Raw genomic sequence first — 15,985 nt, forward strand, 5'->3', positions numbered from 1 at the left:
GGTTCCTCATTCAGAATCTGAGCGGAAAAACGTAGCGGTCAGCAGTTGCAAGCGGTCGCTGGTGATCTTGTCGCCTTCGCCAGCGGCATTGCTTTTGCCGGACAGCGGGCCGTCGTCCGATCGCTCGACATGCAGCTTCATGCCTTCGACCGGTTTGCCGTCGGTGGGGCGCAGCAGGCGTGGGATGCGGCCGAACTCGCCGTCGCTGAACGAGGGCAGGACCGGCGTGGCGCTGGCGGGCCCATTCCAGTGATGGCCGTTGGTGTTGATGTCGATCGGTCCCGGCCCGCCGATCTCCACATTGCCGCCTTTCAGGGTCAGATAGGCGCCGCCGCCAACCATCAAGGTGATTTCGTCTTCCGCCATGACGATCACGCGTTTCCCGGCCGTGATCTTGATGTCCTTGGCCGAATCGACAAGCATGTCGTCGTGCTGGCTTTGCATGAGGAACTTGCCATGATGGGCAATTTGCGTGATGCCATCCCGCTGCGAAAACAGCGATATTCCCTTGCCCGCATTCAGGTTGAAACGCTGGCCGCTGATCAGTTGTATGTGCTGCCGCGCTACCGTATCGACATTGACGCCGGCGTAGCTGACCAGCGTCTTCGGCGTGCTCAACGCCAGCCCGGCCGGCGCCGTCATGCTCAAGGTGGGCTTGCCGCCCGGCTGTTGCGGCGCCGTATTGCTGCCGCCGGCCGCTGCGTCGAGGTCGTCCTTGAGTTCCTGCTGCGGCGCCGGGTCGAGTTCCAGCGCCTGGTGTTCTGCCGCGTACTGCCCCAGCGACTTGAACAAATCCAGGCAATCCTGCATCAGCCCCAGATGTTCCTCGCTGCTTAACTGCCCGGCGCAGGCGTCGAGCCGTTTCCACGCCGAGATCAGCAGCGACTTCGCGCTGCGAATGGCGCCACTGTCATTGGTGGCAAGCTCGAAGCCTTCACCGCGTGGCTCCGCAGCGCCGTTACAGCGCGGATGCGTCAGATACCCCAGGTTGAGCTGACTGTGTCCGTGTTCGCTCTCGAGTTGGGCGCTGATCTGCCCCGGCGTGTCATCCATGCGCAGCTGGTTGTAGCGCTGCGCATGGACTTCCTTGCTCACGATGCCCGACAGGCAGCGCTCGCCCGGGAGCCGGCTGGTGTGGCTGAACGAGGGCGGCGGCGTATCGCCACCATGCACGCGGCCCATGATGAGCGGCTTGTCCGGGTCGCCGCCCAGAAAGACGCAAATCACTTCGTCGCCGGCACGTGGTAGCGAGATAGCGCCATAGTGCGCGCTGGCCCAGCCGCTGGCCACGCGCACCCAAGCCGAGTCGCGCTCGCTGTCGGACGCCCCGGCGCCCTGCGCGTGCGCGTGGTCTTCTACCCGGCAACCGGCAAAGCGTATCTTCACGCGTCCCATTGCATCGCAATGGATTTCCTCGCCGGGCGGTCCGACGACCGTCACGCTTTGTGCTTCCGTGCGCGGCAGGTCGACGCGCGGGTCGTAGCTTGGGACGATCGGGATGCCGCGCCGCACGCAGGTGAAGCGGTTGGTGTAGCGTACGTCGCGCTCGGCACTGGCTTGCGTGAGCCCGCCACTGTCGCTGCGCCAATGGTTGAGCGCGAACAGGCGTCGTACACGTTCGTCCAGCGCCTTGGGCAAGTTGTTCTCGGCTTCCACACGCAGTTCGGTGATGACGAACTCGCATTCGTGTGCTGCGTGCGAGGCCAGCTCCGGATCGCCAGTGACACTGTTCCATTGGCCGACACACATATTGCGCTCGCTGCCTTCGCCCTGGAAGAACTTGGCCTCGTATTCGTGGCGCTGCATGCGCAGCGCGGCCAGGCTGCGGTAGTCGCCGGCATTGTCGCCTGCATGCGGCACGTCGATCAGATAATCGTCGAGACTGGCGGCGAACTGGTTGCCGAGCATGCCCTGGTCGTTAGCGCCGCTCTCTTGGCTGGCCATCGACCATGCCTGCGTATAGTCCCAACTGCGCCGGCTCGCCCGGCCCGCCGTCAGGCTGCGTACGGCATGCCAGGCAGTGATGGTGTCGCTCGTTTCGGTTGCCGCGTCGCGGTGGTAACGGACCGTGCCGGCGGCATTCTTTTTCAAAGCCATGGCATCGTCGAACAGTACCAGCGTGTGAACCGGCGTATCGTCGCTGCCTCGTTCGCTCGCCTTGCCGGGCTCGATGAACCAGGCGATGCCGCGCCGTTTCCACAGGCGGCGCAAGAACGCGGCGCTCGATTCGTTGTACTGCATCGTGAATTCGCGCGCCGGATAGCTGTTCAGGTGGCCGAGGTCGAATTCAAAGGCGCGCGCCGCTATCGGGTTGGACTGGCGCCATTCACGCAGGACCACGTTGGTGATGTCGATTTCGCTGGCGTTGCGAAAAACACGTGTGTTACAGGTTTTGTCGAGCAGCGAAAACGCATCGCGCACGATTAACTGATAGGTTGCCAGCCCACCGTCGCTCTGGCCTTCGGCCACACCGGCGACGATGCCGCACACCGAGCGCAAGCCGCCGCTGGCGGTGACAAACTGCAGTTCTACCGGATTGGCGATGAATTGCTTGAGCTCCATGCCAGCCTGCGTGGCGACGCACAGCAGGCAATACTCTATCCCTCCGCACATGGTTTCGATGCCGCTCACCTGTTTGACGAGCAATTTGTCGTCGAGTACGCCATCGTCGCCGCACAGCCGCAGACGGATCGGACGGTTCGCTTCGCTGAGGAAAGCTGCTGGCTGGGGACTGGCAATCATGCATGCACTCCTGCAAAGAGAGAGGCGGACGGGTGATTCATCCGCTCAACTATGCAAGAGCTGGGCATCACAAACATTGCCCATAAACAACCTATGAGCGAGTGATGCCAAACTACAACAACGCTCCGGTGTCGCCGGATGCCGGTCCTGCCAAGCTCATCAATTACATGGCACAATCGCGCCCTCGGTGCCAAAGGCACAACATCCGCGTGAATGGTTCCCATGTCTGAACAACAAATCGTCATCGCCGGCGGCGGCGTTTCCGGCCTGTACTGCGCGATCCGCCTGGCCGAAGCCGGGCACCAGGTGCTGATCCTGGAAGCCTCGTCCGACCGCTGGGGCGGGCGCATCGAAACCGAAGACATGGACGGCTTCATCGCCGAATACGGTCCGATGCGTTTCGAACCGACCCTGCAGCCGCGCTTCGCCCAGTTGTGCGCCGAACTGGGCGTGGGCCTGGTCGATTTTTCCGGCCCCTCGGCCGATGAAATCAGCGTACCGGACAGCCAGCTGCCGCCCGAAGAACAGGGCCTGAACTCGCTGCAACTGCTCAAGCGCGGCATCATGCTGGTGATGGGGCGCGACCCGGCCGACCAGGCCTGGATCGATGGCCTGACCGAAGCCGACTACAACCGCCTGCGCCGCCACGCGCAACTGCACGGCCATCCGCTGTGGGCCACCGGTTTCTGGAACGTGATGTCGGGCCAGGGCATCCTCAGCCACCGGGCGCTGGTCAAGCTGCGCGACACCGGCACCTTCTATCACATGATTCCCGAGAACCTGAACGCGATCGAATGGATCATCTGGTGGCTGCGCGCCTTGAAAACCGTGGGCCAGAAGCTGGCCAGCATCGCCGGCGGCTCGGCCAAGCTGACCGATGGCCTGATGGCCAAGATCCACAGCTTGCCCAACATCACCCTGGCCGGCGGCCACACCCTGCTCGGTTTCCGTCCGACCGGCCTGGGCCAGTCCAGCATGGAGCTGGACGTGCGCACCAAGAACGACACCATCAAGCTGCCGGCGGCGCGCCTGATCCTGGCATTGCCGCGCATGCCGCTGATCAAGCTGGCGCAGCATCTGCCGGAGCACATCGCCACCCATCTGGATGCCGTCAACGGCTTTCCGATGCTGAAGATTTTCTTCGTCAGCAACGCGCCCTGGTGGGATTATGACCAGCCGCCGCAGCAGTACGCGAACTGCCTGCCGACCCGCGAAGTGCACTATTTCCGCCGTCCGCAGGGGCGCGATCTTGACGGCCACGGCATGGTGCTGCTGTACATGGACCGCCCTTCGACCGAATTCTGGCGCCATTACCTGAGCGAGCCCGACAAGCACGACCGCGCCGAAGTCGACCAGGATGCGCGCATCGTCGACGCTTTCGCCCTGTTCGTCGCGCGCGACGTCAAGCGCCTGCTGGAAACGAACGAATCGCACCTCAAGCTCAACGACCACTCGAAGGCAGTGTTTCGCGACCAGACCCTGGCCCAGGCCACGGCTTACATCAAGAATTCGATCATCACCTATGGCATCCGCGACTGGGCTCGGGCGCCGTATGGGGCCGCCAACCACGGCTGGCAGCCGGGCGTGCGCTCATGGAAAGTGATGGACGCCTTCAAGGCCTTCGACTTTGGCAGCGGCGCGAAAAACGTGCACATCGTCGGCGAAGCGTATTCGGATTACCAGGGGTTCGTGGAAGGGGCGTTGAACAGTTCCGAGCTGGCGCTGGAGGCGATTTTGCAGGGGCGCACCAGCCATACTCCGATTGAATGATGAAAAACTTTTTAGCGATGGCAGTCTGACCACCGAACTGAGCCGGCTGATGGGCCACTGAGAGAGCGGCAGCCAGCCGGCGCGTAGTGCAATGCGGTGTGCCCGCGCGCCAAAAAGATTGTCATCCCGGCTACGTGCGCTTCCGAACGGACGGCCTCGCTCCAAGCGGGCACAATGGCTTCATTCGATTGCAATGCCCGGCCCCCAGCCGGTGCATTTTCCGTTTAAGGCGCGGCTTCAAGAGCCGCGCCGTCTTTTAGCGTCGCGCCTTGCATTCCCGGCCGCCGTCCGCGCACGATCACGCTTTATCAAGGAATACACCATGTCATTCAATCACGTCGTCGTCTGGCTCGACCAGGCCGAAGCTCACGTTATCCATTTCACGCGCGATGCCGCCGAGTCGGAAGTCATCAAGACCGCTTCCGTCCATTCGCAGCATAAAAAAGCCGGCGTCGATGCCAGCGTCCAATCGGAACAGAATCCCGATTACCTGAACGAGATCGCCGCCGCCATCGAAGCCGCCCAGGAAATCCTGATCGTCGGCCCGGGCCAGGAAAAGCTGGTGTTCATCAAGCACCTGGAAAAGCAGCACGCCGCCATCGCCGCCAAGGTCGTCAGCGTCGAAACGGTCGACCATCCGAACGATGGCCAATTGCTGGCCTTCGCGCGCAAGTATTTTGTCAAAGAAGGCATCATGCATTAAGAGCATGACGTAAAAAAACCGGGAGCGCCGTTAGCGGGCACTCCCGGCTTTTTTACGTCCGCCGAAGGTCGGGTAACTCAGGCGTGCGCCGCGTCGAGCTTGAACACGCGCACCACGTCGGCCAACTGGGCCGCCTGATTCTGCATTGACTGGGCCGCCGCTGCCGCCTGTTCCACCAGCGCGGCATTCTGCAAGGTCATTTCGTCGAGCTTGACGATGGCCTGGTCGACGCTGCGGATGTCCGCGCTCTGCTCGCGCGTGGCCGATGAAATATCGTCCATGATCTGGCTCACGCGCTGCACCCCCGCGACCACTTCGCGCATGGTGTTGCCCGCTTGCTCGACCAGGATGGTGCCGGTGCCGACCTTGGCCACCGAATCGTCGATCAGCAATTTGACTTCCTTGGCGGCCGCCGCCGAGCGCTGCGCGAGGTTGCGCACTTCGGTCGCCACGACCGCGAAGCCGCGCCCTTGTTCGCCGGCCCGGGCCGCCTCCACGGCGGCGTTCAGCGCCAGGATGTTGGTCTGGAACGCAATCCCATCGATCACCGAAATAATGTCCACGATCTTGCGCGAGGAGGCATTGATCACGCCCATTGTCGCCACCACCCCATCGACCGCTTCGCCGCCGCGCACCGATACTTCCGACGCCGCCTGCACCATTTTCCCGGCGCTGGCCGCGTACCCGGCATTGCGTTCGACCGAGCCGACCAGCTGGGCCATCGAGGCCGCCACCTCGGCCAGCGCCGAGGCCTGGTGCTCGGTGCGGCTGGACAGGTCGATATTGCCGGCCGCGATTTCGCTCGATGCCAGCGCCATCGATTCGGTGCCGTGCCGCACCTGCGCGACGATCCCGCTCAGGCTGTCGCGCATGGTCTTGATCGCAAACACCAGGCTCGATGGGATGGCCGATTGCACATTCACCGCATGCTGCAACTGGCCCTCGGCGATGCGCTGCGCCACTTCGGTGGCATACGCCGGTTCGCCGCCGAGCTGGCGCAGCAGGCCACGCACGATCAGAAAGGCGACGCTGGTGCACACCAGCACCGCCAGGATGCTCAGCGCGCCGATCCAGAGCGTCGCGCTGGCCGCCCGGCGGCCGGCCTGGCCGCTGGCCGCGTTGCTCTGCGACTGGACTTTTTTCAGCAGAACGTCGATGTCGGCCACGATCTGGCGCCGCAGCGGGCTGCACTCGTTGACCAGGAACTGGCCGAAGGCATCCATCTCGGCTTTGGCGCGGTACTGGCGCGGGCGTTCGAGTTCCTTCGCCATCGCCTGCAAGCCCGCCTTGACCTTGGCGAAGTCGGCATCGGCGCCGAACACTTTATCGAGCCGTGCCAGCGCGTCCAGGTAGAGCGCCTTCTGCTGGTCGACGATGTCGAGCTCTCTGGTGGCGGCGCCGTTGTCCACGAAGATGAAGGCATTGCGCGCGGCGATGCCGGTCTGGTCCAGCGCTTCGCGCGCCACGTACAGCGGATCGAGTTGCTCGGCGGTCACCTTGTTGAGACTGACAACATCATTTTCGACGCTGTGCATTTGCACGACAGCAAAGATGGCCAGTCCCAAGGTGATGAAGAGCATCAAGGCAAAGGCGCTGTAGAGTTTGGTAGCAATTTTCATGGTGGGGAAGGTGAGCAAGGTCGAGCGGTCGGGAATCGATGGCGTCGCTCAACCAGGCAACAGTGTGAGCACGGCAAAATTGCTGAATCTGTTGATATTTTGAATCAAAAATTTCCAATAATCAATAAATATTTGACGATAATGCCGATTAATCGTTAATTTGAAGGTGTTTGCGCAACTTTCGTCAATTTCGATAACTGCGCGCTTGGGCAAATGACATTTGCGCGTTACACTGAATTTTTCGTCAAAGCAATTAACCATGTCTGGCCCATCAACAGCGACCTCCGATCCCGTCATGACTACCAGCGACGCCGCCCGCCTCCTGGGTGTGGCCACCAGTACGGTGCAGCTGTGGATGGAAAGCGGGGCGATTGCCTCGTGGAAGACCCCGGGCGGACATCGCCGTGCGTTGATGAGTTCGGTGCTGCGCATGACCCGGCCGGCCCCATCCGCCGCCACGGCGCAGGTCAGCCCCGCTGCGCCGCTGGCGCCCGAATTCACCCTGCTGGCCGACCCGCCGTATCCGGTGCCGCGAGAGGAGCAGGCGCGCCTGGCCGCGCTGGCGGCGCTGCAGCTGGTGCCGTCGGCCCCCGAGGAGCGCTTCGACCGCATCGTGCGCCTGGCGTCGCTGGTGACCGATTGCCCGATCGCGCTCATTACCTTGCTGACGGCGCAGCGCCAGTGGTTCAAGGCACGGGTTGGTTTGAAAGCTGCCGAGACGCCGCGTGAATGGGCGTTCTGCACGCACGCCATCCTGCAGCGTGAGCCATTCATCGTCGAAGACGCCTTGCAGGACCCGCGCTTTCGCCATAATCGGTTGGTGACGGGCGCACCGGAGATCCGCTTTTACGCGGCGTTTCCTTTAGTCGGTGTCAATGACCTGGCGCTCGGTACGCTGTGCGTGATCGACCGCGAGCCGCGCCGGCTCAAGAGCCGCGAACTGCAGGGGTTGGAAGACTTGGCCAACATGGCCATGCGCGAACTGAACACGCCGCCGCGCGGCTAGGAGTCTGCGCGGCCGACAAGCTTCTGCCGCGTGGACTCCTGGGTGCTGGCTAGGCTGATGCTGCTTCACTGTGGAAGACGGCATCCAGACCAGGCGCGTCCAGGCTGCGCTGGCACCACTGTTCGAGGTCCGCCTGGGTGGCCGCGGCGATACGTTGCACCGCCGCTTCCGGCAGGTCGCCGAAGCGCTTGTGCAACAGATGCGTGAGCACGCCGCGTAGTGCGCTCAGTTGCCCTTCCGCGCGGCCTTCCGCCCGGCCTTCCGCCTTGCCTTTTTCGCTTCCTTTCTGAAAACCGATGTCTTCGAATTCCTCGGCCCAGGTTGCATATTTACGTCCCATGTCGGTGATCTCCTCTGCACTGTCGAACGTGAACGATGCCGGCTCGCCGCGCCGCTTCGCCATGCATTCAATCCATACCTCCACCGAACGCACCAAGCTGGTCTGGGGGACGTCGTTGAACCAGGTGATCAGCGCGGGCAAGATAGTGTTTTTGACCTCGGAAGCGCTCGAAAGTTCCATCCGAAACAGCAGCGCCAGCAGGGTGGAATTGGCTTCCAGCGCCTCGGCATCGAGGCGCTACTGATCGATCAGGAAGTAGCGCTGGGATGGCTGGAACGGCAGCAGCTCGGTGGGCGCTTCCATGAACAGCGTGGCCAGGTCGGTGCTGGCGCTCCAATGCGGCACGCCGTTGTAGAGTACCAGCGGCAATACCGGCGGCAACAGCAAGGACGGCGGCAATGCATGCCGCTTGACCAGGTTCTGGCACAGCAAACCCACATAGTTCTGCATGCGCAGCGCCATCCAGCGGTCCACGCCGGACTGGAATTCGAGCAGGATGTACACGTACAGGAATTGCTCGCCGATCTTGACGCGCCAGACGATGTCGTTCTGGCGCGCCGCCAGGCCTTCGCTGACATACGCCGGATCGGCCGCTTCGAAGCAGGACAGCGCCACATCGTCGAACAGCTTGAACGGCGTGAAGCTCGTGACCAGCTCGCGCACCAGCTCCGGATGGGCGAACAGCGAACGGTAACCGAGGTCGTGATAGGTAGACATGAGGCATTCTAGCCAGCGAACCCGCTGAACCTTTGCGCTGCATCAGGCGTGCGCGGCGTTTCTTTTAGTCAGGCCGACGTCGCTCTGTCGCCGAAGACGGCATCCAGACCCGGCGCGTCCAGGCTGCGCTGGCACCACTGTTCGAGGTCCGCCTGGGTGGCTGCGGCGATACGTTGCACCGCCGCTTCCGGCAGGTCGCCGAAACGCTTGCGCAACAGATGCGTGAGCACGCCGCGCAATGCGCTCAGTTGCCCTTCCGCCTTGCCAATTTCGCTTCCTTTCTGAAAGCCGATATCTTCGAATTCCTCGGCCCAGGTTGCATATTTACGTCCCATGTCGGTGACCTCCTCTGCACTGTCGAACGTGAACGATGCCGGCTCGCCGCGCCGCTTCGCCAGGCATTCAATCCATACCACCACCGAGCGCATCAAGCTCGCTTGCGGCGCATCGTTGAACCAGGTGACGAGCGCGGGCAAGATCGTGTTTTTGACCTCGGAAGCGCTTGAAAGTTCCATCCGAAACAGCAGCGCCAGCAGGGTGGCATTGGCTTCCAGCGCCTCGGCATCCAGGCGCTGCTGGTCGATCAGGACGTAACGCTGGGATGCCTGGAACGGCGCCAGTTCGGCGGGCGCTTCCATGAACAGCGCGGCCAGGTCGGTGCTAGGGCTCCAATGCGGCACGCCGTTGTAGAACACCAGCGGCAGCACCGGCGGCAACAGCAAGGACGGCGGCAATGCATGCCGCTTGACCAGGCTCTGGCACAGCAAACCCACATAGTTCTGCATGCGCAGCGCCATCCAGCGGTCCACGCCAGACTGGAATTCGAGCAGGATGTACACGTACAGGAATTGCTCGCCGATCTTGACGCGCCAGACGATGTCGTTCTGGCGCGCCGCCAGGCCTTCGCTGACATACGCCGGATCGACCGCTTCGAAGCAGGACAGCGCTACATCGTCGAACAGCTTGAAGGGCGTGAAGCTCGTGACCAGCTCGCGCACCAGCTCCGGATGGGCGAACAGCGAACGGTAACCAAGGTCGTGATGAGCGGACATGAGGCATTCTAGCCAGCGAACCCGCTGAACCTTTGCGCTGCATCAGTCGTGCGCGGCGCCGCCGGGCAGGTGCTAGTCCTGGCCGGGCCTCTCCTGGCCGGGCCTCTCCAGGCGCGCGACACGCGGCGCACCGGTGGGCACATAGCGCAGCAGGTAGATGCTCACGCCGGCGCCGATACACAGCAGCAGCACGGTCAGGCCGGTGCGCTGCAGGCGCAGCATCGAATACGCCAGCGACGCCCACATCAGCACGATGATGGTGATCTTGGCGCGGCGCGGGATGCCGCGCCCTTGCTCGAAATCGCTCAGGTATTTGCCGAAGACTTTGTTCCCCAGCAGCCAGCCATGCAGGCGCGGCGAGCCGCGCACGAAGCACGCCGAGGCGAGCAGCAGGAAGGGTGTGGTCGGCAACAGCGGCAGGAAAATGCCGAGGATGCCCAGCAGCACGGCAAGGCAACCGATGATGTTCAGCAGCAGTTTCATGTGGGGTCCTGGGTTGCCGTGGAGGAGGGTGCGGCCGCTGTCGAAACGCCCGCGAGCGCGCATCCTACCACTTGGCCGGCGCGCTAAGAATACGGGCGCGTGGCCGTCATGCGTTCCCAGAGGCGTTCGAACAGCCCTTGCATGAAGCATACGGCCCGGTTCAGCACCGACTTGTACGCCAGCGCAAAGCCCGACGGCGCCGCTACGCGCGCACGCGGGGCCGCAGCGCGTGGCGCCGGTGAAGCGATGGCCGCCTTGGCCGCCGCTTTCTGCGCCGAGCGCGACGGTTCTTTCTCGACGCTGCAGTTGCAGCCGAGCAGGTGCATGGTGGCGACCAGGCGCTGCGCCGTCATATGGTCGAGCCGGCTGCGCACGACGGCGTTCGGCGACCCCAGCATCGCCAGCGCCTGTTCGCGCGTGCATTTGAGCAGCGGCGCCAGCTTGTCGAGCAGGGCGCTCGTATTCACATTTTTTTGGATGCTGGTGAGCACCACCCGAAAGCGCGCCGGACGGTACACCAGGCCGGCCTGGGTGTCGATCACCGTCAGCGACAGCGCGCCGGCGCGGCGCAGCACGAACGAGAGCACCTCGATATTCTTGTATGACAGGGTGAGCACGCCGATGTCGCCGGTCAGGCAGTCGAGCAGCGGGGTGTCGCCCCACGGGCAGGCAGCCGCGCTGGCGCGGCTGTAGGCGCCGCTCGAAGCGCACGGATAGCGCGCCGTGATGGCCTCGTAGAACTGCAGCAGGCGCGCCGACGGCGGCAAGTCCATCGAGGTATGCGCGAGCGTGTTGGCAAACCCCCGCACTGACAGATTGTCGGAAGGCACTGGCGGGACCACCACTTTCAAGATGTAGCTCATCCGAAAATATTGATGCTTAAAGGAAATGCGTAGTGTATGCCATTTGGCGCCTGGCGCGGAAGAAGCGCGTAGCGGCGTGGTGCGATTGAGACAATCGGAGGCAAAACGTCGCGCCGCGATGGTGCGCCTGACAAGCTTGCATCGCAAGGGCGGCGCAGCGCCCTTGCTGTCCGGATGCTATCGACGTCTTTACAGCACCTTGTTCGGCGTCGCCGACGCCACCCCGCGCGCCAACGCCGCCGCCACCCCGGCGCCGTAGGCCGCATCGGCCCGGGCGCAGTTGGCGATATGCCGTTCCTGCACCGCGCGCGAAGCGCCGCCCAGCGAGCGCGCCGTGTTGTCCATCAAAATCTGCTGCTGGGCCGGCGTCATCAGGCGGAACAGGGCGCCCGGCTGGCTGTAATAATCCTCGTCGACCCGGTGGTCCCAGTGCGCGGCGGCGCCCTCGATGGCCAGCGGCGGCTCGGAAAAATCGGGCTGCTGCTGCCACTGCCCTTTGGAGTTCGGTTCATAGCCGATGGTGGCGCCATGGTTGCCGTCAATCCGCATGGCGCCGTCGCGGTGGTAGCTGTGCACCGGGCAGCGCGGCGCGTTGACCGGGATCTGGTGGTGGTTCACGCCGAGCCGGTAGCGCTGGGCGTCGCCATACGAGAACAGGCGCGATTGCAGCATCTTGTCCGGCGAAAAACTCACGCCCGGCACCACGTTGGCGGGCGCAAATGCGGCCTGTTCCACATCGGCAAAGTAATTCTCGGCGTTGCGGTTCAGCTCCAGCACGCCCACATCGATCAAAGGGTAGTCCTTGTGCGGCCATACCTTGGTCAGGTCGAAGGGATTGATGTGATAGGTCGCCGCATCGCGTTCCGGCATCACTTGCACCTGGAAGCGCCAGCGCGGGAACTCGCCGTTCTCGATGCTGTCGAACAGGTCGCGCTGGTGGGTTTCGCGGTCGCGCCCGACCAGTTCGGTCGCTTCGGCGTCGCTCAGGTTTTTAATGCCCTGCTGGCAAACGAAGTGGAACTTCACCCAAAAGCGTTCGTTCGCGGCGTTGATGAAGCTGTATGTGTGCGAGCCGAAGCCGTGCATGTGGCGGTACGAGGCAGGAATGCCGCGTTCGCTCATCACAATGGTGACCTGGTGCAGCGCTTCCGGCAGCAGGGTCCAGAAGTCCCAGTTGTTTTCGGCGCTGCGCAGATTGGTTTTGGGGTCGCGTTTGACCGCATGGTTCAGGTCCGGGAACTTGAGCGGGTCGCGCATGAAAAACACCGGGGTGTTGTTGCCGACAATATCCCAGTTGCCTTGTTCGGTGTAGAGCTTGACGGCAAACCCGCGAATGTCGCGTTCGGCGTCGGCCGCGCCGCGCTCGCCGGCCACGGTCGAAAAACGCATGAACAGCGGCGTCGTCTTGCCCACCTCGGCAAACAGGGTGGCCTTGCTGAAACGCGTGATGTCGTGGGTGACGGTAAAGGTGCCGAACGCGCCCGAGCCCTTGGCGTGCATGCGCCGTTCCGGGATCACTTCGCGGTCGAAGTGGGCCAGTTTTTCCAGGTGCCATACGTCCTGCAGCAATAGCGGGCCGCGTGGACCGGCGCTTTGCGTGTTCTGGTTGTCGGGCACCGGTGCGCCCGCGGCCGTGGTCAGTTTGTTCATGGAAGCTTCTTTCAGAGGAGTGGACAGCAATGGCGGCGCCATCGCGGGGCACCGGCCGATGTGTTGATGGATGCAGCTTGTCAGCCGGGTGGCGACAAAAAGGAATCAGGACTGGATAAACGCCAGCTTAGCTTGTCGAGCAACTGGGCCAGGTCGTCGGCGTAGTGGTCCATGTCGTTGCCGTCCCACGGCTGGCTCGAACGGCCGTGGCCGCGCCGGTCGTGGGCAATGCAGCGGTAGCCCTGGCCGGCCAGGAAGATCATCGGCGACTCCCAGCTGTCCGCATTGAGCGGCCAACCGTGGCAGAACACGATCGGCTGACCGTGGCCCCAGTCCTTGTCATAGATCTCGACGCCGTCGCTGGTTGTCAATGTGCTCATCGCTGGTTCTCCGTGGGATGGTTGGCAAGCGCGGGATGCGCCCGCCGCGGCAGGATAGAGCGATGCGCCGGAAGGCGCATCACCGGAAAGAGGGATGGCCGGCACTGCCATGTTGTGGCAGGCGAAGATTGGCGGCATTATTTTGTATAGGTCAAAAATGAGAACAATTACTGGGCGGGCGCCTCGACCTGGGGCACCCTGATCGCGGGCGCGCCGCGCAGCGTGGTGCTGTCGGCGGCGCTCGACTTTTGAGCGCGTGCGTGCATGTGCGATATGATCCCGGGCTACACCGTTTTCCTCTCTCCATGCACATCCTGCGCCCGCTCGCCATCCTGATGGCTATCTTCACGATCCCGGCAGTGGCGGGCTGGGCTTTCTGCACCATGATCGCCGTGGCCTTGCTACTTCCCCATGGCGGCAGCCCCTGGCTCCCCCAGCTCCTGCCCGGCGCCGTCATGGGCGTCATCCTGCTGATGGGCTGGGTCAGCCTGGCGTCCCTGTTCTGGACCGCGCGCCACTTTGACGCCTACATCAGCCCGACGCCGCGCTGGGTGCTGGCCGGCTACCTGTTCTGCGCGCTGGTGTTCGTCCTGATGCTGCGCGATATACCGCGCCCGCTGCCGAGCGTGCGCGACGCCCAATCCATGCTGACCTATTGTGGCGGCCCCGCCTGCCTGCTGTTGCTGGCGCTGGGGCGCTTGTGGCATATTCGCCGCTTCTATGCGATAAATATTGCTAAATTGCATCAGGATGATGCGTGCGAGCGTGATGCCGATGGTACATTGGACACACCGTCCGACCACCTGGCCACCCCATGTTCAAGCGATCCGCCTGCCTCCTCGCACTGACTGTCCCGCTCTGCGCGCCGCTCGCGTCCGCCGCTGCCCCGGACCTGGTCATGATCGCGCCCCTGAACCAGAACATGCCGCTGGCCCAGTTTCAGAATAACAAGCTTAGCGGCGGCATCCTGAAGGACCTCGGCGACGCCATCGGGCACCGGCTCGGACGCGGCGTCGTCTACGTCAGCGTGGCCAGCGAGCAAGTGAGCGACGCGCTCGCTGCCGGCATGGCCGATGGGATCTGTTATGTGCGCCCGTTCTGGATCGACGGGCAATACGACTGGAGCCGTCCGTTCATTGCCGACGCCGAAGTGGTCGCCTCGCAGCAGGACGCGCCGCCGGTGCGCTCGCTGGCCGACCTGCGCGACCGCCCGGTCGGCACGGTGGCCGGTTACCGCTATCCGCGTGTCGAGCAAGTGCTGGGATTGCGCTTCCAGCGCAGCGAATCGGCCACCATGGAAGAGAATTTACGCAAACTGATGGCCGGCAAGGTGCTCCATACCGTGATCGGGCAGGCCACGCTGGCCTACCAGATGCGTACCAACCATGCCCTGAAACTGCGCCAGGACCTGGTGTTCGCCTCGTTCAAGGCGCAGTGCGCGTTCTCGAAAAAGGCGGGGGTGCCGTTCGGGCAGGTCAACCAGGCCATCAACGGCCTGATCGACGATGGCAGCGTGGACGCCATCCTGGCGCGCTACCGCTGAGGGCGGCGCCAGCAGCTTGAAAGTAACCCAGAAGTAACTCAGAAGTAGCTCAGGCCCATCGCGCGCTTGACTTCATCGGCCGTTTGCGCCGCCACTTCGCGCGCGCGCGCCGTGCCCTCCTTGAGGATCTGCATCACGTGGCCACGGTCCTTTTCCAGCTCGGCGCGGCGGGCGCGGATCGGCGCCAGGAACTCTTGCAGGCACGCTTCCAGGCGCGCCTTGACGATGCTGTCGGCCAGGCCGCCGCGCTGGTAGTGCGCCTTCATCTCGGCCAATGCGTCCTTTTCCGGATCGAAGGCGTCCAGGTAGGCGAACGCGATATTGCCTTCGATATGCCCGGGATCGGCCACGCGCAGGTGCAGCGGGTCGGTGTAGACCTTCTTGACGGCGGCGCGCACTTCGTCGGCGGTGGCCGACAGGTTGATGGTGTTGCCGAGCGACTTGCTCATCTTGGCCTTGCCGTCGATGCCTGGCAGGCGGCCGATTTCCGGCACCAGCGCCTTGGCTTCGACCAGCACCTCTTTATTGACGATGCGGTTAAAGCGGCGCACGATTTCATTGGTTTGCTCGATCATCGGCACCTGGTCTTCGCCGACCGGCACCAGCACCGCCTTGAAGGCCGTGATGTCGGCCGCCTGGCTGGCCGGATAGGTCAAAAATCCCGCCGGAATGTCGCGCTCGAAGCCACGCAGGCGGATTTCTTCCTTGACGGTCGGGTTGCGCTCGAGGCGCGCCACCGTGACCAGGTTCAGGTAGTAAAAGGTCAGTTCGGCCAGTTCGGGAATCTGCGACTGGATCAAAATGGTCGACTGGGCCGGGTCGATCCCGGTCGCCAGGTAGTCGAGCGCGACTTCGATGACGTTGCGCTGGACCTTGGACGGGTCGTCCATATTGTCGGTCAACGCCTGGGCGTCGGCCAGCATGATGAACTGGCGGTAATCGCGCTGGTAAGTGACGCGGTTGCGCAGGCTGCCGACGTAGTGGCCGAGGTGCAGCGGGCCGGTCGGACGGTCGCCGGTCAGGATGATGGGTGCTGCGGTCGATGCGGGTGAAGACATTTCGATAGTCCTTGGGTGGGTGCCCCTATCGGAAAACGCTCATGAAAAACGCCGCCCAA

At 63.5% G+C, this 15,985-nt stretch carries 14 protein-coding genes and 1 pseudogene; 5 read left to right on the forward strand and 10 right to left on the reverse strand.

Annotated features, from left to right (window positions below):
• Nucleotides 1–6: 6 nt before the first annotated feature.
• Nucleotides 7–2,742 (reverse strand): type VI secretion system Vgr family protein, encoded by a 2,736-nt coding sequence (locus tag F0185_RS00675; protein WP_167220654.1) that lies wholly within the window; start codon nucleotides 2,740–2,742, stop codon nucleotides 7–9.
• A 222-nt stretch (nucleotides 2,743–2,964) separates the two neighbouring features.
• On the opposite strand from F0185_RS00675, the gene F0185_RS00680 reads away from it, so the two are divergent.
• Entirely contained in the window at nucleotides 2,965–4,512 is a 1,548-nt protein-coding gene (locus F0185_RS00680) for a flavin monoamine oxidase family protein (protein ID WP_167220656.1), read from the forward strand.
• Nucleotides 4,513–4,834: 322 nt separating this feature from the next.
• Nucleotides 4,835–5,215: a translational machinery protein gene (locus tag F0185_RS00685; protein WP_167220658.1), complete on the forward strand. Its 381-nt coding sequence runs from the start codon at nucleotides 4,835–4,837 to the stop codon at nucleotides 5,213–5,215.
• A 77-nt stretch (nucleotides 5,216–5,292) separates the two neighbouring features.
• Here F0185_RS00685 and F0185_RS00690 read toward each other — a convergent pair whose 3' ends face one another.
• Nucleotides 5,293–6,834 (reverse strand): methyl-accepting chemotaxis protein, encoded by a 1,542-nt coding sequence (locus F0185_RS00690; RefSeq protein WP_167220660.1) that lies wholly within the window; start codon nucleotides 6,832–6,834, stop codon nucleotides 5,293–5,295.
• 295 nt (nucleotides 6,835–7,129) lie between these two features.
• On the opposite strand from F0185_RS00690, the gene F0185_RS00695 reads away from it, so the two are divergent.
• Nucleotides 7,130–7,840 (forward strand): GAF domain-containing protein, encoded by a 711-nt coding sequence (locus F0185_RS00695; RefSeq protein ID WP_229476649.1) that lies wholly within the window; start codon nucleotides 7,130–7,132, stop codon nucleotides 7,838–7,840.
• 49 nt (nucleotides 7,841–7,889) lie between these two features.
• On the opposite strand, the gene F0185_RS00700 is transcribed toward F0185_RS00695, so the two are convergent.
• The 7 genes and pseudogenes from F0185_RS00700 to F0185_RS00730 form a co-directional block, all read right to left on the reverse strand.
• Nucleotides 7,890–8,360, reverse strand: coding sequence for an RpnC/YadD family protein (locus F0185_RS00700; protein ID WP_167220664.1), 471 nt, complete (start codon nucleotides 8,358–8,360; stop codon nucleotides 7,890–7,892).
• A gap of 57 nt (nucleotides 8,361–8,417) precedes the next feature.
• A complete protein-coding gene (locus F0185_RS00705) occupies nucleotides 8,418–8,897 on the reverse strand; it encodes an Rpn family recombination-promoting nuclease/putative transposase (RefSeq protein ID WP_167220666.1) in 480 nt (159 codons plus the stop codon).
• A gap of 68 nt (nucleotides 8,898–8,965) precedes the next feature.
• A complete protein-coding gene (locus F0185_RS00710; protein WP_167220669.1) occupies nucleotides 8,966–9,949 on the reverse strand; it encodes an Rpn family recombination-promoting nuclease/putative transposase in 984 nt (327 codons plus the stop codon).
• A gap of 72 nt (nucleotides 9,950–10,021) precedes the next feature.
• Nucleotides 10,022–10,432, reverse strand: a complete 411-nt coding sequence (locus tag F0185_RS00715) for a YbaN family protein (protein ID WP_167220671.1) — start codon at nucleotides 10,430–10,432, stop codon at nucleotides 10,022–10,024.
• 83 nt (nucleotides 10,433–10,515) lie between these two features.
• Entirely contained in the window at nucleotides 10,516–11,295 is a 780-nt protein-coding gene (locus F0185_RS00720; protein WP_167220673.1) for a hypothetical protein, read from the reverse strand.
• A 189-nt stretch (nucleotides 11,296–11,484) separates the two neighbouring features.
• The gene (locus F0185_RS00725; protein ID WP_167220675.1) at nucleotides 11,485–12,945 is read right to left on the reverse strand and encodes a catalase; all 1,461 of its coding nucleotides are present in this window, start codon (nucleotides 12,943–12,945) and stop codon (nucleotides 11,485–11,487) included.
• Nucleotides 12,946–13,073: 128 nt separating this feature from the next.
• Nucleotides 13,074–13,436: pseudogene (locus tag F0185_RS00730) on the reverse strand (alpha/beta fold hydrolase); the annotation flags it as partial.
• Between the two features lie 194 nt (nucleotides 13,437–13,630).
• Between F0185_RS00730 and F0185_RS00735 the strand changes: the two are divergent.
• Entirely contained in the window at nucleotides 13,631–14,173 is a 543-nt protein-coding gene (locus F0185_RS00735) for a hypothetical protein (protein ID WP_167220677.1), read from the forward strand.
• On the forward strand, nucleotides 14,140–14,868 hold the full coding sequence (locus F0185_RS00740) for a substrate-binding periplasmic protein (protein WP_167220679.1): 729 nt from the start codon (nucleotides 14,140–14,142) through the stop codon (nucleotides 14,866–14,868). Before F0185_RS00735 ends, F0185_RS00740 begins: the two co-directional genes overlap by 34 nt.
• 38 nt (nucleotides 14,869–14,906) lie before the next feature.
• On the opposite strand, the gene trpS is transcribed toward F0185_RS00740, so the two are convergent.
• Complete coding sequence (trpS, locus tag F0185_RS00745) at nucleotides 14,907–15,926, reverse strand: tryptophan--tRNA ligase (protein WP_167220681.1); 1,020 nt, start codon at nucleotides 15,924–15,926, stop codon at nucleotides 14,907–14,909.
• Nucleotides 15,927–15,985: the final 59 nt, after the last annotated feature.

It is taken from the genome of Massilia rubra (assembly GCF_011682065.1).
In the GTDB taxonomy this organism is placed as follows: Bacteria; Pseudomonadota; Gammaproteobacteria; order Burkholderiales; family Burkholderiaceae_D; genus Telluria_A; species Telluria_A rubra.

Coding starts and splice junctions, on each gene's coding strand:
- F0185_RS00690 (WP_167220660.1), bottom strand. CDS start 6,834: ATGAAAATTGCTACCAAACTCTACAGCGCCTTTGCCTTGATGCTCTTC.
- F0185_RS00675 (WP_167220654.1), bottom strand. CDS start 2,742: ATGATTGCCAGTCCCCAGCCAGCAGCTTTCCTCAGCGAAGCGAACCGT.
- F0185_RS00715 (WP_167220671.1), bottom strand. CDS start 10,432: ATGAAACTGCTGCTGAACATCATCGGTTGCCTTGCCGTGCTGCTGGGC.
- trpS (WP_167220681.1), bottom strand. CDS start 15,926: ATGTCTTCACCCGCATCGACCGCAGCACCCATCATCCTGACCGGCGAC.
- F0185_RS00695 (WP_229476649.1), top strand. CDS start 7,130: ATGACTACCAGCGACGCCGCCCGCCTCCTGGGTGTGGCCACCAGTACG.
- F0185_RS00680 (WP_167220656.1), top strand. CDS start 2,965: ATGTCTGAACAACAAATCGTCATCGCCGGCGGCGGCGTTTCCGGCCTG.
- F0185_RS00685 (WP_167220658.1), top strand. CDS start 4,835: ATGTCATTCAATCACGTCGTCGTCTGGCTCGACCAGGCCGAAGCTCAC.
- F0185_RS00720 (WP_167220673.1), bottom strand. CDS start 11,295: ATGAGCTACATCTTGAAAGTGGTGGTCCCGCCAGTGCCTTCCGACAAT.
- F0185_RS00710 (WP_167220669.1), bottom strand. CDS start 9,949: ATGTCCGCTCATCACGACCTTGGTTACCGTTCGCTGTTCGCCCATCCG.
- F0185_RS00740 (WP_167220679.1), top strand. CDS start 14,140: ATGTTCAAGCGATCCGCCTGCCTCCTCGCACTGACTGTCCCGCTCTGC.
- F0185_RS00725 (WP_167220675.1), bottom strand. CDS start 12,945: ATGAACAAACTGACCACGGCCGCGGGCGCACCGGTGCCCGACAACCAG.
- F0185_RS00735 (WP_167220677.1), top strand. CDS start 13,631: ATGCACATCCTGCGCCCGCTCGCCATCCTGATGGCTATCTTCACGATC.
- F0185_RS00705 (WP_167220666.1), bottom strand. CDS start 8,897: ATGTCTACCTATCACGACCTCGGTTACCGTTCGCTGTTCGCCCATCCG.
- F0185_RS00700 (WP_167220664.1), bottom strand. CDS start 8,360: ATGGAACTTTCGAGCGCTTCCGAGGTCAAAAACACTATCTTGCCCGCG.